17 protein-coding genes are annotated in these 17,744 nt (G+C 43.9%); 7 read left to right on the top strand and 10 right to left on the bottom strand.

Features of this window, described 5'->3' with window-relative positions:
* Positions 1-66: 66 nt before the first annotated feature.
* From ACVA58_RS08125 to ACVA58_RS08110, 4 genes are all read right to left on the bottom strand, one after another.
* Positions 67-984: an amino acid ABC transporter permease gene (locus ACVA58_RS08125; protein WP_446510146.1), complete on the bottom strand. Its 918-nt coding sequence runs from the start codon at positions 982-984 to the stop codon at positions 67-69.
* A gap of 3 nt (positions 985-987) precedes the next feature.
* On the bottom strand, positions 988-1,764 hold the full coding sequence (locus ACVA58_RS08120) for a transporter substrate-binding domain-containing protein (protein ID WP_446510145.1): 777 nt from the start codon (positions 1,762-1,764) through the stop codon (positions 988-990).
* Between the two features lie 118 nt (positions 1,765-1,882).
* On the bottom strand, positions 1,883-2,713 hold the full coding sequence (locus tag ACVA58_RS08115) for an amino acid ABC transporter permease (RefSeq protein WP_446509934.1): 831 nt from the start codon (positions 2,711-2,713) through the stop codon (positions 1,883-1,885).
* Between the two features lie 10 nt (positions 2,714-2,723).
* Positions 2,724-3,461 (bottom strand): amino acid ABC transporter ATP-binding protein, encoded by a 738-nt coding sequence (locus ACVA58_RS08110; protein ID WP_446509933.1) that lies wholly within the window; start codon positions 3,459-3,461, stop codon positions 2,724-2,726.
* Positions 3,462-3,750: 289 nt separating this feature from the next.
* On the opposite strand from ACVA58_RS08110, the gene aroG reads away from it, so the two are divergent.
* A complete protein-coding gene (gene aroG / locus ACVA58_RS08105) occupies positions 3,751-4,803 on the top strand; it encodes a 3-deoxy-7-phosphoheptulonate synthase AroG (RefSeq protein WP_446509932.1) in 1,053 nt (350 codons plus the stop codon).
* 96 nt (positions 4,804-4,899) lie between these two features.
* On the opposite strand, the gene ACVA58_RS08100 is transcribed toward aroG, so the two are convergent.
* A complete protein-coding gene (locus ACVA58_RS08100; protein WP_446509931.1) occupies positions 4,900-5,418 on the bottom strand; it encodes a DUF4136 domain-containing protein in 519 nt (172 codons plus the stop codon).
* 528 nt (positions 5,419-5,946) lie between these two features.
* Here ACVA58_RS08100 and ACVA58_RS08095 point away from each other — a divergent pair.
* From ACVA58_RS08095 to ACVA58_RS08080, 4 genes are all read left to right on the top strand, one after another.
* Positions 5,947-6,450: a hypothetical protein gene (locus ACVA58_RS08095; RefSeq protein ID WP_446509930.1), complete on the top strand. Its 504-nt coding sequence runs from the start codon at positions 5,947-5,949 to the stop codon at positions 6,448-6,450.
* 65 nt (positions 6,451-6,515) lie between these two features.
* Positions 6,516-7,322: a crotonase/enoyl-CoA hydratase family protein gene (locus tag ACVA58_RS08090; protein WP_446509929.1), complete on the top strand. Its 807-nt coding sequence runs from the start codon at positions 6,516-6,518 to the stop codon at positions 7,320-7,322.
* 40 nt (positions 7,323-7,362) lie between these two features.
* On the top strand, positions 7,363-7,932 hold the full coding sequence (locus ACVA58_RS08085; protein WP_446509928.1) for a rhomboid family intramembrane serine protease: 570 nt from the start codon (positions 7,363-7,365) through the stop codon (positions 7,930-7,932).
* Positions 7,932-8,270: a DUF1840 domain-containing protein gene (locus tag ACVA58_RS08080; RefSeq protein ID WP_446509927.1), complete on the top strand. Its 339-nt coding sequence runs from the start codon at positions 7,932-7,934 to the stop codon at positions 8,268-8,270. The genes ACVA58_RS08085 and ACVA58_RS08080 overlap by 1 nt, the downstream gene beginning before the upstream one ends.
* A gap of 9 nt (positions 8,271-8,279) precedes the next feature.
* Here the strand turns inward: ACVA58_RS08080 and ACVA58_RS08075 are convergent, their stop codons facing one another.
* From ACVA58_RS08075 to ACVA58_RS08060, 4 genes are all read right to left on the bottom strand, one after another.
* Positions 8,280-8,927, bottom strand: coding sequence for a DJ-1/PfpI family protein (locus ACVA58_RS08075; RefSeq protein WP_446509926.1), 648 nt, complete (start codon positions 8,925-8,927; stop codon positions 8,280-8,282).
* Positions 8,928-9,181: 254 nt separating this feature from the next.
* A complete protein-coding gene (locus ACVA58_RS08070) occupies positions 9,182-11,092 on the bottom strand; it encodes a bifunctional metallophosphatase/5'-nucleotidase (protein WP_446509925.1) in 1,911 nt (636 codons plus the stop codon).
* A gap of 185 nt (positions 11,093-11,277) precedes the next feature.
* A complete protein-coding gene (locus tag ACVA58_RS08065; protein WP_446509924.1) occupies positions 11,278-12,402 on the bottom strand; it encodes an endonuclease/exonuclease/phosphatase family protein in 1,125 nt (374 codons plus the stop codon).
* A gap of 216 nt (positions 12,403-12,618) precedes the next feature.
* Positions 12,619-13,887, bottom strand: a complete 1,269-nt coding sequence (locus tag ACVA58_RS08060) for an O-acetylhomoserine aminocarboxypropyltransferase/cysteine synthase family protein (RefSeq protein ID WP_446509923.1) — start codon at positions 13,885-13,887, stop codon at positions 12,619-12,621.
* 217 nt (positions 13,888-14,104) lie between these two features.
* On the opposite strand from ACVA58_RS08060, the gene ACVA58_RS08055 reads away from it, so the two are divergent.
* Positions 14,105-15,349, top strand: coding sequence for an anaerobic sulfatase maturase (locus ACVA58_RS08055; protein WP_446509922.1), 1,245 nt, complete (start codon positions 14,105-14,107; stop codon positions 15,347-15,349).
* Between the two features lie 14 nt (positions 15,350-15,363).
* Positions 15,364-16,860 (top strand): sulfatase family protein, encoded by a 1,497-nt coding sequence (locus tag ACVA58_RS08050; protein ID WP_446509921.1) that lies wholly within the window; start codon positions 15,364-15,366, stop codon positions 16,858-16,860.
* A 60-nt stretch (positions 16,861-16,920) separates the two neighbouring features.
* Here the strand turns inward: ACVA58_RS08050 and ACVA58_RS08045 are convergent, their stop codons facing one another.
* Entirely contained in the window at positions 16,921-17,592 is a 672-nt protein-coding gene (locus tag ACVA58_RS08045; RefSeq protein WP_446509920.1) for a Crp/Fnr family transcriptional regulator, read from the bottom strand.
* Positions 17,593-17,744: the final 152 nt, after the last annotated feature.

Genomic DNA, 17,744 nt, shown 5'->3' with positions numbered 1-17,744 from the left:
AGTTAGCTTCAGTTAGTTTTACACGACCCATATTAACTGATGTCTGATACGTATTTTTCGTATCGGTTATCTTATCAGGTGATGCTTTTGAGAGTGCTTTTCAAGATAACTGAATAGTACTGAGAGACCAAAGCACAGGGTGAGATAACCCACACCAACCAACAGCCAAATTTCGAAGATTAGACCCGATGAATTGGCAATTTCACTGCCAACAAAGGTTAACTCCTGAATGGAAATCAGCGAGATAATGGATGAATCTTTAACCAAAGAAATGAACTGACCTGCCAGTGGCGGTACGATACCACTCAAAGCCTGTGGGAAAATGATAAACCTGAATCTGTCTAATCGAGACAGGCCGAGCGAATCAGCGGCTTCCCACTGTCCCTTGGCAATCGCATCGATCCCAGATCGAACGATTTCAGCGATATAAGCTGCTGCAATAAGTCCCACACATAGGATCCCTGAGAATAGGTTTTCCCACAGCTTGGCGGGACCAAATAAAAAGGATTGCCAAGAGCTGATTTCGGTAGGGGTATTTCTCAATACGCTTTCTAAACCCAGGGCTGGGACCAACTGGCTTGAAATGAAAAAGTAGAAGATAAATACAAACACCAGTGGTGGGATATTTCTCACCAGCTGAATATAGGCCTGTGCTGGAAGCCTTAAGAAGAACCATGGTGAACGGCGGGCTAAACCCAGCATCAAGCCGAGTAAACCGGCAAAAACAATACCCCATAGGCTGAGGCGCAATGTCGCCAACAGTCCTTGAAAGAAGTATGGGAGTTCGCCGTTGCGACCAGGTGTCATTACGAGAGTAAAAGCCTTATCCCAGTTCCATTGATAATGAATTCCTGCGGATGAACGGTACCAAAGCCAACCAACAGCCGCGACAATTAGTAGGATTAGCACTGCATCCAGTTTGTTCAGTTTTAGTCGTGCCGGGAAATTAATTCCCGGCACGATTTGGGTCTTTGTTTGCGGCAACACTTATTGTCCTTGTGCGATCTGGTCTTCCCAATCTAGGGTAGTGAACCAGTAATCATGACGCTCTTTCAACCAGCCGTCTTCGGTACGTAGTAAAATCCAGTTGTTGAAGAAATTAAGCAAATCAAATTCACCGTGCCGGATAGCAAAAGCTTCAGAACCACGGCTCAAACGCTCATTAAAAGGAATATACAGCTTGTCACTGTACTGAATTGCCATGTGCTCTGGTTTAGGCGATGAGGCGAGAGCGGCGTGGGCGTTACCATTCAATACTTCTTGAAAGGCCTGTGCTTCATCATCAAACTGGCGTAGTTTTGCTTTTGGGAAGTACTTTTTCGCTGTTTGTACGGTAAAAGCCCCGCGGCGTACGGCTAGGGTAACACTGCGTTTGTTGTAGTCTTCAAAACTTGATTTATCTGCGGCAAGATCTTTGTGGGCGGCAAGCTGAACACCAGAGTGTGCGTATGGGCTGGTAAAAAGCACGCTCATGTTGCGCTCTGGTGTAATAGATAAGCCACCGATAATAACGTCGAATTTACCCGCTAGCAACGCAGGGATAATGCCATCCCAAGCTGTTGGGATAAACTCAAGTTTAAGTCCAGCATCTTTTGCCAAGCGGCGGGCAACATCGACCTCAAAACCAACGAGTTCGCCTTGCTTGTCTCTCATCGCCCATGGGACGAATGTCGACAGCCCCACCCGAAGTGTTCCGCGTTCTTTAATTTCAACAAGCGCACTTTTATCAGCGGCTGTCGAAACGGTGGCCATTGTCAGTGCCATAACAGCAATAAATGCTGATAGTAATCGTTTCATGCTTCCTTTCTCCTTGTACAGATATACTGTTGATGATTGCTTTTTTTGTGTTGTTTTACTTGTATTCTATCAGTGAATCATTGGCTTAATGTGATGGTGTGTTGAGCCGATGAGCAAGCCAAGCTGCCAGGCCCGATAGTGTCAGGGTGACAACAAGGTAAATACCTGCAACAGTAAACCAAACTTCGAAAGGCATAGCGGTATCCGCGACGATATTTCGCCCTTCGGTTGTAAGGTCGAATATGGCCATTACACTGACGATAGAAGAATTTTTGACAAGAGAAACCGCTTCATTGGTCAGCGGTGGCAATATACGCTTAATCACTTGCGGTAAGATAACAAAACGATAGCTATCTATAGTGGATAAACCTAGGCTATCACTCGCTTCGAACTGTCCTTTATCGATATTGGTTAATCCGGCTCGGAAAATTTCTGCTGTGTAAGCGCCTTGGAAAAGAGATAGTGCCAATACCGCTGTCGTAAACCTCTCGAGTCCAAGTACTGGGCCGAAAACGAAATACAACAAGTAAATTTGAACCAATAAGGGAGTATTTCGAATTAGTTCTATATAGCTCCTGGCAATACCACGCCCAACTATGGAATCGGACAGGCGAAGTAATGCTGTCACCAAGCCAATGACTAGTGTGAAAAATAAACTAACGACAGAGATGTTCAAAGTGACCTTTAGCCCTTCTAATAACTCTGCAGGGAACCATTGCCCGTCTTCAATAAACCAGAGGTATTGCGGAATACGATACCATTGCCAGCGGTAGTTCATCGCATCCGCCCCGGTATCGAGTAACCACATCAAGAAGAAAGCCACTAGGCCAACTTGCAATAACCCCGAAAAAAAAGGTTTGGAAATACGGCCCATAACGTGAAACCACCGTGATGAACCAACAACATTATGAACCATAGTTAAGTCCCTAATAACTTAAGATCTGCTCAAGGAAAAGTTGAGTTCTCGGATGTTTAGGCGCATCAAATAATTGTGCTGGTGGGGCAACCTCTACAATTTCACCTTCATCCATAAATACCACACGATCGGCCACTTTTCGCGCAAAACCCATTTCGTGGGTCACACAGATCATAGTCATGCCTTCATCGGCTAGTTCGGTCATGACATCCAGTACTTCGCGGATCATCTCTGGGTCGAGTGCTGATGTAGGTTCATCAAACAGCAGAATATCAGGCTTCATGCACAGTGAACGGGCGATAGCCACGCGCTGTTGTTGTCCACCGGATAGCTGTGAAGGATATTTATCTGCTTGATGAGCAATGTGCACACGTTTCAGGTACTCCATTGCCAACTGATCAGCCTCTTGCTTACTCATTTTCCGGGTACGTCGGGGTGCAAGGGTGAGGTTCTCACGTACCGTCATATGGGGAAATAAATTGAAATGCTGAAAAACCATACCCACCTGACCACGAATACGCTTGAGATGTTGCGGATTAAGAGGGTGACCGGCGACCTCAAGTTGCCCTTTATTGAATTGCTCAAGACCGTTGATACACCTGATCAAGGTAGATTTCCCTGAACCAGAGGGGCCGCATATGACGAGCTTTTCCCCGCGGGGAATGGTCAAGTTGATGTTCTTTAGTGCCTGGAAATCTCCATACCACTTATTGATGTTCTGAAACGAAATAACAGTTTCTTTGGTCATCCAGACCGCTCCAAAGAGAAGGTGTTTATGAGTCTATGTTATTGCTTTGTAATGTGGAATTCAAAGAGATGAACTGATTATAGGCATATAACTGTGAAATTATCCCTATTACGCATCATGTTGATTAAATAGCAACCGATCTGAAAAAAAATCACCAAATTGGCCAATTAGCGTTTGCACTGCACATAAAAGACAGATAAGTTAAAGTCAATTGGATTTGGAATATACTGTCAACAAAGTATGTAATCTTAAGTTTACAGTTGGCAAGTGCGTAAATTAGGAAGTAACAATGCATAAAACCGATGATGTTCGTATTCGCGAAATTAAAGAACTTCTCCCTCCAGTTGCAGTACTGGAACGTTTCCCTGCAACTGAAAATGCGTCTGAAACGGTATATCAAGCTCGCCAATCGATTCATAAAATCCTTAATGACGAAGATGACCGTTTGTTGGTCATTGTTGGACCTTGTTCTATCCACGATACAAAAGCGGCACTGGAATATGGCCAGAAGCTAAAAGCACTTCGTGAAGAGCTGAAAGGCGAACTTGAAGTTGTTATGCGTGTTTACTTTGAAAAGCCACGTACAACGGTAGGCTGGAAAGGGCTTATTAACGACCCATACATGGATAACAGCTTCCAGCTAAATGATGGTCTACGTATCGGCCGTAAGCTGCTGTTAGACTTGACCGATATGGGCGTACCGACAGCAGGTGAATTCCTAGATATGATCACACCACAGTACATGGGTGATCTTATTAGCTGGGGGGCAATTGGTGCTCGTACGACTGAATCTCAGGTTCACCGTGAGCTGTCATCAGGCCTTTCATGTCCAGTAGGTTTCAAGAACGGTACTGATGGCAACATCAAGATTGCAACTGATGCAATAGGCTCGTCAAGCGCGCCTCACCATTTCCTATCAGTTACTAAATATGGTCATTCTGCGATTGTTTCGACTGCCGGTAACGAAGATTGCCACATCATTCTACGTGGTGGTAAAGAGCCAAACTACAGCCAGGAACACGTGAATGGCATCACAGAACAGCTTGAAAAAGCCGGTCTGCGTCAAAAAGTGATGATTGACTTCAGTCACGCAAACAGCCTTAAACAGTACCAGCGTCAATTATTGGTTTCTGAAGATGTTGGCAGCCAGATTGCAGCAGGCAATAAAGCTATCTTCGGTGTAATGATTGAAAGCCACCTTGTTGAAGGTCGTCAGGATATCGTTGAAGGCCAAGAGCCAACCTATGGCCAGAGTATTACTGATGCGTGTATCGGTTTCGGTGACACCGAGAAGGTACTTCGACAGCTAGCTGGCGATGTGAAGAAGCGTCGCGAAAAGTAATCTCTGTCACACACCTATATAAAAAGCCTGATTAGCATCAGGCTTTTTTGTATGAATACATCTCAATACCGGTCTGATTTCACTCAGATAAGAATCTTAATGGGGTGGGTATTCTTTAAACATTTCATTGATTTGAGTATCAATGAAGGTTTTCCGTGATGAGGGAGTCATCGTCTCGGTTAGGCGACGTTGGGAAGTAGATCGCCAGACGACATTATTTTTTTTAACATCGATAAGCTCTACAACTATTTTACCGTATCGGTATTCCCTTATTTGGGTTGGTGTTGAATAAGCAATACCAGCACTCCTATGTCTATACCCAAAACCAAATGTTGTACCGTAAGTTTGAAAATCACTTTGCTCAATAATAGAGTGTCTAACTAATAAGTCACCATTTTCATTTACGTTAGTGAGGCCTTTAGTATAAAGCTGGGTGGTAATAGCATCTTCAATTCTGCTGCCATCTAAGGTTGTCGCTTGTGTGGTCGAGAAGGGTGCAAATTCGTAGGTTGTATAACTATTGTAATTAACCGCAGAGTTATAATCAGTGACTACATCTTTGGTACAACCAACGCTAGTACAGAAAAAAAATATTATAATTAAGTGCTTAACCATACTACTACCTATAACTACCTTAGATATAGAAGCATTGAAAGTTTATAATGTATCTTCATTAATAATGAATCCATCGTTAAATTCGACCGAAATAGGTGAAATGTTCGTTAGTTTTTTCTGAATATGTAAACTAAATGGAAATTGACAATAAATCTCATATTCCTTGTGTAGCCCATTGTCTAGAAAAGCATCCAGCACTTCTGTAGTGTCTGCTATTAACAATCTTGAATGAGGCTCTAAGTACATATCTGACTCACATTACACTGATTCAATTCATTTAAGCATAGCTTAGCGAAGTGTAATTGCTTACTGGCGAGATTATGGCGATTTAATGCGAATTGTTATATTGAAGGGGTGCTTAGTTTGAACATACTCAGTGGTAGTAAATGAGATAGAGGTAAATGCAAATCCTCACTATGCTTAATGAATAAATGAAAAGCGTAACCCACTGACAATTAACGCTTCAACGTTGATTTAAAAGCATGATGTCTATTAAGTCGGTAATGTTAGGTAAGAGAAGGTGTGGATATGGGGAAAACAGGTGTGGTACTCATTTGTTGTTTGCTGGTGAGTGCCTGTAGTGGCCAGCGTTATTCAAAGCCCACCGTTGATGAAAGAAAAGATATTGCCAGTCTTTCGGCCCAATATGTTAACGCGACTAGAGGTGGTGGTTGGGACTTTACTTCACTGATCCCCGGAAAGGTTTATCATCCGCGTGATGGCTACATTCATTACCAGCGTTTATGGTGTTTGGATGAAGGTAAAGGGTCAATTGAAGACTTCCATAGGTTTATCGCCGACGTTTGTGATAGTAAAGGCGGTGAGATGGCTGAAGATTGGTGTATCTCTGGCAGTCATACATACCCTTTATTCAAGGCAACGATAGAGCTAACAGGGACGAAGTGTACCGGCGGCGATGTAGCAGCAAGTGTGGATACCATTGAGCCTATTTCATCTTCGACGGCGTCTGAGTGGCGGCTACTTGCGGAGAAAAAAGGTTTTGTGCCAGCCACAAAGCTGAACACTCAATGAGGTGCTTTGTTGAATTTGTGTTAATGTTCATGGTGTAACTGGACAGACCACATAAAGGAGTGCTTATGTCATGGACAAGATTGCTAGTTGAAGAAGAAAACGGCGTTGTCACTGTTGTGCTTAATCGGCCAGATAAGTGTAACGCGTTGGATATGCCGCTATTTCGCGAGCTTGACAAAGTGAGCCGTGATCTTCGAAAGCGAAAGGATATTCGAGCCGTCATTATTCGTGGGGCTGGTGGCAATTTCAGTAGTGGGCTTGACGTGAAAAGTGTCGTGACATCTCGTTCGAATGCAATCTCGTTACTGGCTAAATGGTTACCAGGCAATGCGAATATGGCACAGCGAGTATCCCGAAATTGGCGTAAAATACCTTGCCCTGTGATTGCAGTATTAGAAGGTAAATGCTGGGGTGGGGGAATGCAGATAGTTTTGGGCGCTGATTTTCGTATCGCTTCACCGGGTGCTGAACTCTCGATCATGGAGATACGCTGGGGGTTGATGCCTGATATGGCCGGTTTGCTGTCACTTCGTGAAGTGGTGCCGAAAGATGTGGCAATGCGCTTGACGATGACCGGTGAAATCTTGGAAGCTGAAGAAGCTAATGCGCTTAACCTAGTCAGCGAAGTGGTAGAAGAGCCTATGGTACGTGCGAATGCTTTGTGCCAGTCAATTATCAATGGTTCGCCAGATGCCATCGCTGCAGTAAAATTGACAACAAATCGTTGTTGGCATAGTTCTGAGCGTCGTTTGTTAGCCAGTGAGACTTTAAATCAAATTAGACTTCTATTTGGTAAAAATTTCCATATTGCGGGTAAGCGTCAGCGCAAAAAGGTTGATATTGATTACAAATCAAGGCAGTCATTTTGGTAGTATGTTTTTTACGGTAGATCATATTTAATGGTTGTAAAACATGAAGCTGGATCAGAAAGATAGAGACTCTATAAAGTTTATTGCGACTGTTGTGGTGTTAATCACGATTATCCATATCTTCAACGCAATTACTGCGGGCTATCTTTCTGACTTTGGCTTGTTACCTCGTCACTTTAATGGGTTTACTGGAATTGTTGCCTATCCATTTCTCCATGGGTCATGGGGCCACCTGATCAGCAATATCCTCTCTTTTTCTGTATTAGCCTTTCTTGTTTCCCGAACGGGAGTTGCGCGCTTAATTGCCATCTTTATGATTAGCTGGGTGGGCAGTGGGTTAGGCGTCTGGTTTTTTGGTCGGATGCATTATCATATTGGTTTGAGCGGCATCATTTATGGCTTGTGGGCTTATTTATTGATGTACGCCATTATGTATCGCAGTGTGAAATCTATCGCGATTGCTATTTTGGTTATGTTTTTCTATGGCTCGATGATTTGGGGGTTTTTACCTACCCGTGAGTGGATCAGCTATGAGAGCCATTTATTCGGAGCGATATCTGGTGGGTTTGCAGGCTATCTTTATGCTCGACGAGATAAAAGGAGGAAGGAATAATGCTAGTGACTTTTAAGTGCAAGGTGCATGGTAATGTTGTGATGTTTGGTGATATTGCTAAGCAGTTACTGAAATTCATGGGGTATTGCGAAAACATTCCGGGTGCACTGGATCCGAAAGACATTGATGATGCGCTATCTAGGCTTACCACTGAGGTAAATCGCCTTCGTCAGTTAGAAGAACAAGCTTCAGATGCAGATGCGGTTGATGTCGATGATGTGGCGGATCTAGATATAGAGCCAGTGGTAGGTCTTCATACTCGGGCTACACCTTTGATCGAAATGCTGCAAGCTGCGAAAGACGCAAATTGCCATGTGATGTGGCAAGAAGGTTGTTGAGTTTATCATTTATTCTACAATGTGAAGTGGTGCGAATGGGTCGTCTTTAGAATCATTGATCCAAAGGTATTCCATTGTAATAGCAAGCTTTCTGGCTGTTTCTTCACTGATGTAGGTTTTCACCACAGCAATGAACATATCTAAGCATGCAGTCTGGCCTGATGAGGTAAACACGCGCTGATCTTGAGTCCAGCGTGCGACTGGTACCCAGTTAACCTGCGTCCCATATTGCGTAACCCAGTGATAATGTTGTTTGTTCGTTGTTGCCGCATGGTCTTTCAGCAGCCCTGCCTGTGCCAACAAGGCCGAACCAAGGCATGATGAGCAAAGCAGAGTGTCATGGCGATTTTGTTTTGCCAGCCATTCTAGCGCTTGTTCATTTTTGATGTACTTCTCGACCCCACTTCCGCCAGGCACATAGAGGATGTCATAAGCCAGTAATGCCTGGTAGCTTAAATCGGCATTGAGTGAGATACCTTGCTGGCTAGTCATCATTTCACCGTTATCAGAAACCAGCAGAATGTCGAACTTTTCTGGTAAAGCGTTAAATAGTGAAATAGCCGCTGAGACTTGAAGTAAATCAAAACCTTCAAATAACAGAATCGCCAATGTATCACGAGAAGGGGCATCTGGTTGTTGGTGTTCTGACATAGACATATAGGGAATATTGGTTACCTTAAGTTAAGCGTAGCTTTGAGTTTTGCCAGAGGTGTTCGCAAGATTGCGTATCTGGCATAATCATCTGCACCTGTTTCTGCTTCGCAGTATTGCAAAGATTTCTTAGATTTAATCTTAGTTCATACAGTGGCATATCAATGGTCTGTCAAATTTAGTGGTATTGGGGTGATATGTCCACAGGAAGTTAAAGCCCCTTGCTATGGAGGGGCTTGATATTTTCGGGAGCGGAAGCGTTAAACGTTATTTAGTGCCTTAGCAATAATGATATTACGCTCAATCTCTTGTGCGTGATGTGCTGTTAAGTCATCTTTAAGCAATTTCTTTTGAGCCTTGATAAAGGCGTTTGCTTTCTTTTCAGAGTCAAACATTAGCGCTTTGACATTGATAGAAGCGACATTGGTGTAGCGACCGTCGTCACTGGTTGGGACGGAAATTTTGCCCTCGTTGATCAGTGTTTTGACAATATCTCGTTCTTTTTCATAGCCTTCTAGTCCGGATAGCGTCCAGCGGTGCATAGGCTTGCCTTCGTACTGTCCATGTTTAACTTCTGTTAGGTAGCGAATAGTCAGGTTACGAATAGTGCCGGCTTCTTCGCCGTATTCTTCTTCAGTATCGGATAGTACTGGGAATGATTGTCCTTCCAACACGCCGCCAGCTTTCGTTAGGTGGCCCATTCGATAGCTATTCATACCCAAGCGGATCGGAGTTGTGTCTGTAACAGGAGTACCATCAGCAAATTGAAGGGCAGTGATACGCTTTCCCTGAGGTTGGGTCAGATCGATGGTGTAGGTAACACCAGCGAAAAAGTCATTGGTAGAGTACTTGGATGCACGACGCTCTGGGTTGAAGCTGTAAGTTACATCACCTGGCGTTACGCTGTTAAAGTAGCCTGCTGACCATTCCATGTAGGTTTTCAGCTCTTTACCTGTCATTTCATAAACAGTGATTTCACCACCCGCATATTGGTAGTTGTAAGCGATGTCTTTGGCTTTGATTGTACCGACATCAAGCTGAGCTTTGTCATTGTCGATTTGAAGTGCAATAACATTCGCCTTAGGCGCGTAGTGCATGCTGGCTTCTTGGAACAGGGTGCTGATCCCTGTGTCTTGGATATGTACCTGTGGGATCCCTTTAATTTCGTTCTCAGGCACAAGGTCAACACCCGTTAGTTCGGCAACGACACGGTTAGCTTGCTCTCGGAGTCTTTTATGGTAAGGGGAGTACAGCTCATCCATCTTGTCATCAGAATTAATGCCGTTAATTTTGTATGTGAAGCTGTCTTTATTCACCAGCGTAAACTGACCATTTTTTTCTTCGAATTGAAGGTCAATGCGAGAAAGGGCGCGGCCATATTTGTCTGGCTCAGTGATAATAACGCCATTTACAACCGCTTTGTCGATGCGGGTATGCATGTGACCAGCCACAATGGCATCTAGCTCAGGGTTGTCGTTAGCGATATCGGTCACACCCGTGGCTTCGATGTTATTTTCGTTATCCAAACCCATATGGGCAACAAGAACGATGGCATCGACCTTGTCGTCAATCTGCTTGATAACTTTTTTCACTTCTAGTGACGGGTTAGTGAAGTGAACACCTTCTAGGCGGTTAGTGCCTTCGGCAAATACTTGTGTCATTGGGGTATCCATGCCAATCACACCAATTTTAATGCCTTGTCTTTCTATGATGGTATGGGCTGGAAGGAACGGGTTGCCATCTGGTCGCTTGATATTACCGCCCAGTGACGTTCCCTCAAATTGGGTTAGCGAGCGGTTGAGTACTTTAAGGCCAAAGTCGAATTCATGGTTACCCAGAACCCACACGTCATAGCTCATTTCATTGAAGCCGAGCATCATCGGATCAACAGGTTCATCCTTAAAAGTTTCTACAAAATTGCCTTGGATGGTATCGCCGGCATCAACCAAGATGACATTGCCGTTTTGGCCGCGCACTTCTTTAACCTTAGTGGCAATCTGGCTAAGACTGCCTCGGGTGTTAGCTTTATCGCTGGCATAGTCCCATGCCATAAAATGTCCGTGGATGTCAGACGTACCTAGGATAGTGACATCAACAATATCGCCATCAGCAGCAAAAGTGTGGCCGCTCAATGCGAAAAGAATGGTTGTGGCTAAAAAATGTTTTTTCATGTTAACTTATGATTTTTATGAATAAAGTGGCGTAATACTAAAGGTTTATCGTTTCTTTTTTTGCAGTATTGATCACTTTATTGCTTGTTGAATGTATTAATTTGCATTGCATTGTGAGGGGTATCTTACAATCTGTAGCCTGGTTGAACGAAATGCGCAGCTTTAAACCGGTTTGATATTCATCGCTATTGGCGGATGCGAAGCGTGATCATCACAATGGCATGATCAGTGCTGTGGCTATCGATATCATAAGAGGAGTTGGTGAGGTGGCGGTCATAAAGGTGGTAGTCATAGACTTCCGCCATACTTTCACTGAAGCTTGGATCAAACTCTCCACTTAGCAAAATGTAATCGAGTACCATGCCTTTTGCGCCGAAATAGAAGGTATTCGGAGCTGGGTGCTTTGTTGTGACTGGGGGGACAAGGTCAGCAATATCATCCACGGAACCATTCTGATCGTAGTCGATATTCTCACGGTGGCAGAGGCTTAATTGGAACAGTTGCCAACTGTGTTGTAGACGGTAGCGCTGTGAAATTGATCGTGAAAGGTTATCTTTTATTTGCCGAGCACCATCAGATAACAAGTGGTGTAAAACACTGGTCTCTAATTCATCATTAAAGTCACCCATTAGCATAACTGGATATCCCGATTCGGTTTTACGTGACCAGATAGCATTGATCAGATGCGCAGCCTCGGCGCTTCTTTGGTTGGTTGAGGCCCATTGGCCTAGCATTTCCGATCGTAAAACTTCAACGGCTTTTTGATAATCAGAAACGTCAGGAGTATTTTGCTGAGAGAAACCTTCGTCGGAAATGGATCTTTTTGATTTGAAGTGAACCACATAACAGTCACACGGGCCTATTTGTGGCAGTTGAATCGTAGCTCTTAATGGTTTGCGGCTAAATTCAAAGCCATTACTGAGCATAAGAGGGGCATTGAGGTGTGGCTCTTCTATGACGGCTTGAATGCTTGTAATGGGGAAGCGCGAAGCAATGGCAACAACCGGGCTATCATAAATGTAGTCTCCTTCAATGTTCGGCGAATCTATAACGCCGAAATAAGGGTAACCAGCACTCTGGGTTAGTGCTTTCAATGATTTAGCAGAGAAGACTTCCTGAAAGCCAATAACATCGGGTTGGTTCTCAGTTAAGTAGTTTAGAACCCAAGTCTGTTTCTTATCCCATTGTTCTTGCGAGTAGATATTTTCGAAGTCATAAAAGGCATCGGGCGGGGCGAGGTAGTTACACAAATTAAAGGTGGCTATTTTTATAATGGGTTGGGTGTCATTGGTACCTACTGAATTCTGCAAGTTGCTTTCCACATAATCGAATCTCTTGTAAATATGATATACCCAAGCGACTTCAAGATGTAGTTTCACTAATAATTTTTAAGCTTGTAGACAAGGCATGGCTTTGAAAGTTTAGAGGCTCTTTATAGAAAAATGGATAAGGCTAAATATGCAAATAAGCTGAAATTGCATTACTTAGCCTTATTAATGACCTAACTGAAATGGTATAGAACTGTTTTATGCACTTAGTGCTTGCTCTAAATCCTCGATGATATCGTCGATGTGTTCAATACCCACAGAGAGACGGATCATTTCTGGACTAACACCGGCCTGAGCCTGTTCACTTTCATCGAGCTGTCGGTGGGTGGTTGATGCCGGGTGGCATGCTAGTGACTTAGCATCGCCGATATTTACTAAGCGTTTGAATATTTTCAGGCCGTCGTAGAAACGCACGCCAGCTTCATAGCCATCTTTCAGGCCAAATGACAGAATGGCAGAAGGTTTACCTTTCATGTATTTTTCTGCCAGCGGGTAGTAAGGCGAATCCGATAATCCGGCATAACTTACCCAGCTCACTTTGTCGTGTTGTTTTAGGAACTCTGCGACTTTAAGCGCGTTCTCGGTATGGCGCTCCATGCGTAGAGGTAGGGTTTCTAACCCTTGCAGGAGCATAAAGGCATTCATTGGTGATAAAGCCGAGCCTGTATTACGCAGTGGCACAGTTCGAGCGCGGCCAATAAAGGCTGCTTCACCAAAAGCTTCAGTGTAGACAACACCGTGATACGACGCTTCAGGCTGGTTAAATACCGGGAAACGATCTTTGAATTTGGCCCAAGGGAATTTACCGGAATCAACGATCATTCCGCCTAAGGTCGTTCCATGGCCGCCAACATACTTGGTCAGAGAGTGGACTACGATATCGGCACCGAACTCGATAGGTTTGCATAGGGCTGGGGTTGCTACGGTGTTATCGACGATCACTGGTACACCTTGCTGGTGGGCAAGCTCGGCAATTTTTTCTAAGTCGATAATATTTCCCGCCGGGTTGCCAATACTCTCGCAATATACCGCCTTGGTATTCTCATCAATCAAAGCGGCTAAGCTCTCAGGCTTATCATCAGGGGCGAACCGAACTTCAATCCCTTGTTTCGGCAACATATGGGCAAATAAGGTATAAGTACCGCCATAGAGCTGCGGCGTGGAAATAATGTTATCACCGGCTTCGGCTAGGGTTTGAACTGCATAGTTGATAGCCGCGCTACCAGCGCTGACGGCAAGCCCTGCAATACCTCCTTCAAGTGCCGCCATACGCTTTTCCAAAACATCATTGGTTGGGTTCATGATGCGGGTATAAATATTACCTGGCACTGCTAGATTAAAGAGGTCAGCACCATGCTGGGCATCATCAAACTCATAGGCCACAGTTTGGTAAATGGGGGTAGCTACTGATTTGGTTGTCGGGCAGGTTTCGTAACCAAAGTGTATCGAGAGTGTTTCGTCTTTCATATTGTAAGTCCTGTTTCTTCCGTGATAAGCGTTGGAGCAAGAAAAAGTATGGCAAATGTTTAAACGCTTTACTGCGAAGCAGAACATTAAAACTCAAAAAGTCGCCGAAAATCACAGAATAAAAAGAGTTTGGCCGTTTTGGACAAATGTCCTATTTCTCTGGTTAGAACTTGCCTAACATCCGCACGCAAACGATTAAACGTGCCGGTGGATGCGGATGAATATACAAACTTGGAAGCCTTCAGGCTGTCATGTCATGGCAAAACCGACTGGCTCAAAATGCAATATCGACTGCTCGTATTGCTTTTATTTAGAGAAAGAAAAGCTGTATCCAGAACGCGGTGAAAACTGGATGATGGGTGAAGAAACCTTAGATGCATACATCCAGCAGCAGATTGAGGCCCAAAGCGGTAATGAAGTGGTCTTTGCCTGGCAGGGCGGTGAACCTACATTACGTGGATTAGCGTTTTTTGAACAAGCGGTGTTATTACAGCAGAAGTATCGTCAGGGAAAGAAGGTGATTAATACCTTTCAAACCAACGGTATCCTGATTGATGAAAAGTGGTGTGTGTTTTTTAAACAGCACGGTTTCTTGATTGGCATATCGATTGATGGCCCCGCTGAACTGCATGACATTTACCGTAAAACCCGTGCAGGAAAACCGACCCACTCTAAAGTTGAAGCGGCTATATCGCTGTTCAATATATATAAGATTGAATTTAATACCCTAACAGTGGTTAGCACGGCAAATGTTCAACACGCCCTGAGTGTTTATCGCTACCTAAAACAATTAGGTAGCCAGCATATGCAATTTACTCCATTGGTCGAACAAAAAGCCAGTGAGAGTACAGCCAGTGGACTGACCCTAATTAACCCCGAGAGCAACATTGCAGGGGAGGTGTGTGGATGGTCCGTCGAGCCAAACGCTTTTGGTGAGTTTCTGACTCAAATATTCCATGAGTGGGTCAGGCAAGACATAGGCAATGTGTTTATCCAAATGTTTGAGAATACCTTTGCTCTAACTTGTGAGCAGCCAGCTCAAATTTGTGTGTTTTCACCACAGTGCGGCAGCGCATTTGCCCTTGAAGCAAATGGTGATCTGTATAGCTGCGATCACTATGTTTACCCTGAATATAAGCTGGGTAATATCCACGAAACAAGCATCACCCAAATGAATAGCAGTGAGAACAATCGACTGTTCGGTTTGGCTAAATCTGACACGCTTTCTCAAGACTGTCGACGCTGTGAATTTCGCTCACTCTGTCATGGCGGCTGCCCTAAGCATCGTTTTGCTATTTCATCATCAGGCAAGCCGGATCAAAACTATCTTTGCGCAGGCTATAAAGCATTTTTTCAATACTCATTACCCTATATGGGGTTAATGAAAAAGCTTTATGATAACAATTACCCACCTGCAGCGATTATGCAAATCATTAAAAAGAAAGAATCTCAACAGCAGTAAATGGAGTACGTGCCATGTTTAAATTAAATGCCATTGCCAAAGGGTGTGCATTGGCGGCCTTGTCATGCTCGCCATTTGTACAGGCAACAGAAAATGTGAGTACAAATGATCAACCAAATATCATCGTTATCATGGCTGATGATCTCGGGCAATGGGCAACGAGCTTTCGCAATCAAGACATTATTGAAACACCTAATCTGGATTACTTAGCAGAAAATGGTGTTCGTTTCGAAAATGGTATGACACCGGCGCCGGTGAGTTCAGCAGCCCGTGCATCGTTCCATACTGGGAAAATGCCTTCGCAACATGGAGTCTATGATTTCTTGGCGGAAGACCCGAAATTCGATGCCAATTGGCTAGATGGCGAGAAACTCCTTTCTGAGAGAATGAAAGACGAAGGTTATCGTACCGCCTTGATGGGTAAGTGGCATGCGACGACTGATAGTAAAGATCCTATTCGGGGGTTTGACCGTTGGCTGAGCTATGATGCACTCGAAGCGGGCTGGAAAAACCAATACTTACACTCTGGTACGGTTTTGTTCTCCAGCGATGGCGAGAATATGGAATACACCGGAATTCAGGCACAGTTCTTAACGGATGAAACGTTTAAGTTTATTGATCAGGAAAATGAGCAACCTTTTTTCGTCAGCCTCAACTATGTCGAGCCTCACTTCCCATTCGAAGGACTTCCAGAGCGCTTGGTAACCAAATACCGAGGTATTGCCCATAAGGTTGTGGCGTTTGGAGGTAACTCTGTGCTTGAGCATATGAGTGATTTCACCTTGGTACCAGATGACCACGAAGAGCAATTAGCTCAATACTTAGCCGCAGTTACCTTGCTAGACGATCAACTAGGTAAGTTGATTGATGGTCTTGAAGGGCGTGATTTACTTGAGAACACAGTAATCGCTTTCGTTTCTGATCATGGATTGTTGATGGGGCAGCATGGTTTGTACGGCAAGGTAAATGCGTCATTCCCGTACAACTATTATGAAGAAACAGTGCGTATACCATTCGTTGTTTCAGGGCCAGAAAGATACGTAAGGCCTAAGCAAGTACGTGGTGAGTTCGTTGATCTGCTTGATCTACATGCTACTGTGCTAGATCTAGCCGCTGGCGACAAGCAATCTTATGACACAAGTTATGGCCCAGGTAAGACATTGCTACCCATGCTTAAAGGTGAGCGAGTACGAAACTGGCGTGAATATCAGTTTGCAGAACGTGGCAACTCCAGAATGATTTCAAATGGGCATTGGAAACTTATTCGTTACTATCCGAATCCGGAAGTTAACAAAGAACCAGAAGATCACTGGTACGATCTAAGCAATCCGATGGGTGAGCGTTTCTTGTCTGAGCCACCGCGAGAAGAGCTACGCGTGAAAATGATTGCTGATCTCGACACATTTTTCGAACAATACTCAAGTGATCAATATGATGGCTTGAAGATGTGGGAGCAGGCTTATCCTAACTTCACAACGGAAGATATGTTAAAGCACGAACGCTGGAACTAATTTTTTAGACGTTAAAACTTGGTAGCTGGCCCATAGGTAACATATAAATCTTTAGGTCAGCTATTTGTCTATTTCCTTATCTAAAACTTCTTTCAGCAACTCTCGGTTGCAGACTAGAATGAAATTTCTACCTACCTCAATCGCTCCTTCAACCTGTAGCTGTTTGATAATACGGTTATAAACGCGGATGCTGGTACCAAGCCGTTCGGACTCCAGAGTCTTATTGATATAGAGCTTTTCGCCAGGATTTTGTTCATCAAAAGAAAGCAGTTCCTCAATCACGCAGTATTTGATGGTGTGAAGGATATTTCGGGTCATTTTTTCAACAGACAAATACCATTTAGAGGTAATGTGCTTGAATACAAACTTGGCCAGTTCGGGGGTTTGGTAGATCAGTTGGGTAAACTGTTTGGTATCAAAAAGATAACCTGTACATTCACTGTTTGCACAAACGGTATAAAAGCAGGGCTTTTCAGAAAATAGCTCCATTAAGCCAATAAAACCATTGTGTTTATAAGTACCTAGTTGGAAACGACGACCGTGTACAGTTTGACGGTTTAAGCTGATCTCGCCTTCTAAAATAAACAGTAATTGGTCGACTTGCTGTCCTTGGCTGAGAAGTATCTGATCTTTTTCGAAACGAGCAGGTTTAACCGTAATCTTATCTTGGTGCTGATTCAGGTAGCGAATCAAGGTTTTGGTGTCGTAGATATCTTCTGAAGTAACGAGCATAGTAATCAGTGTTCGATGAGTATATAGAGCAGTATGTTGCTCAATGTATTGTGAACGAAAAGGTGGGCTTGATGAATACTAGGAAAGTATACTGCAAATTTATCGTTTTCCAGTGCTGATTTTTGTCTTTTTTGTACTATAGCAACGATTAA

Source organism: Photobacterium sp. DNB22_13_2 (assembly GCF_052873915.1).
The sequence above is the reverse complement of the archived record's forward strand: the minus strand, read 5'-3'. Positions and strand labels throughout refer to the sequence as shown.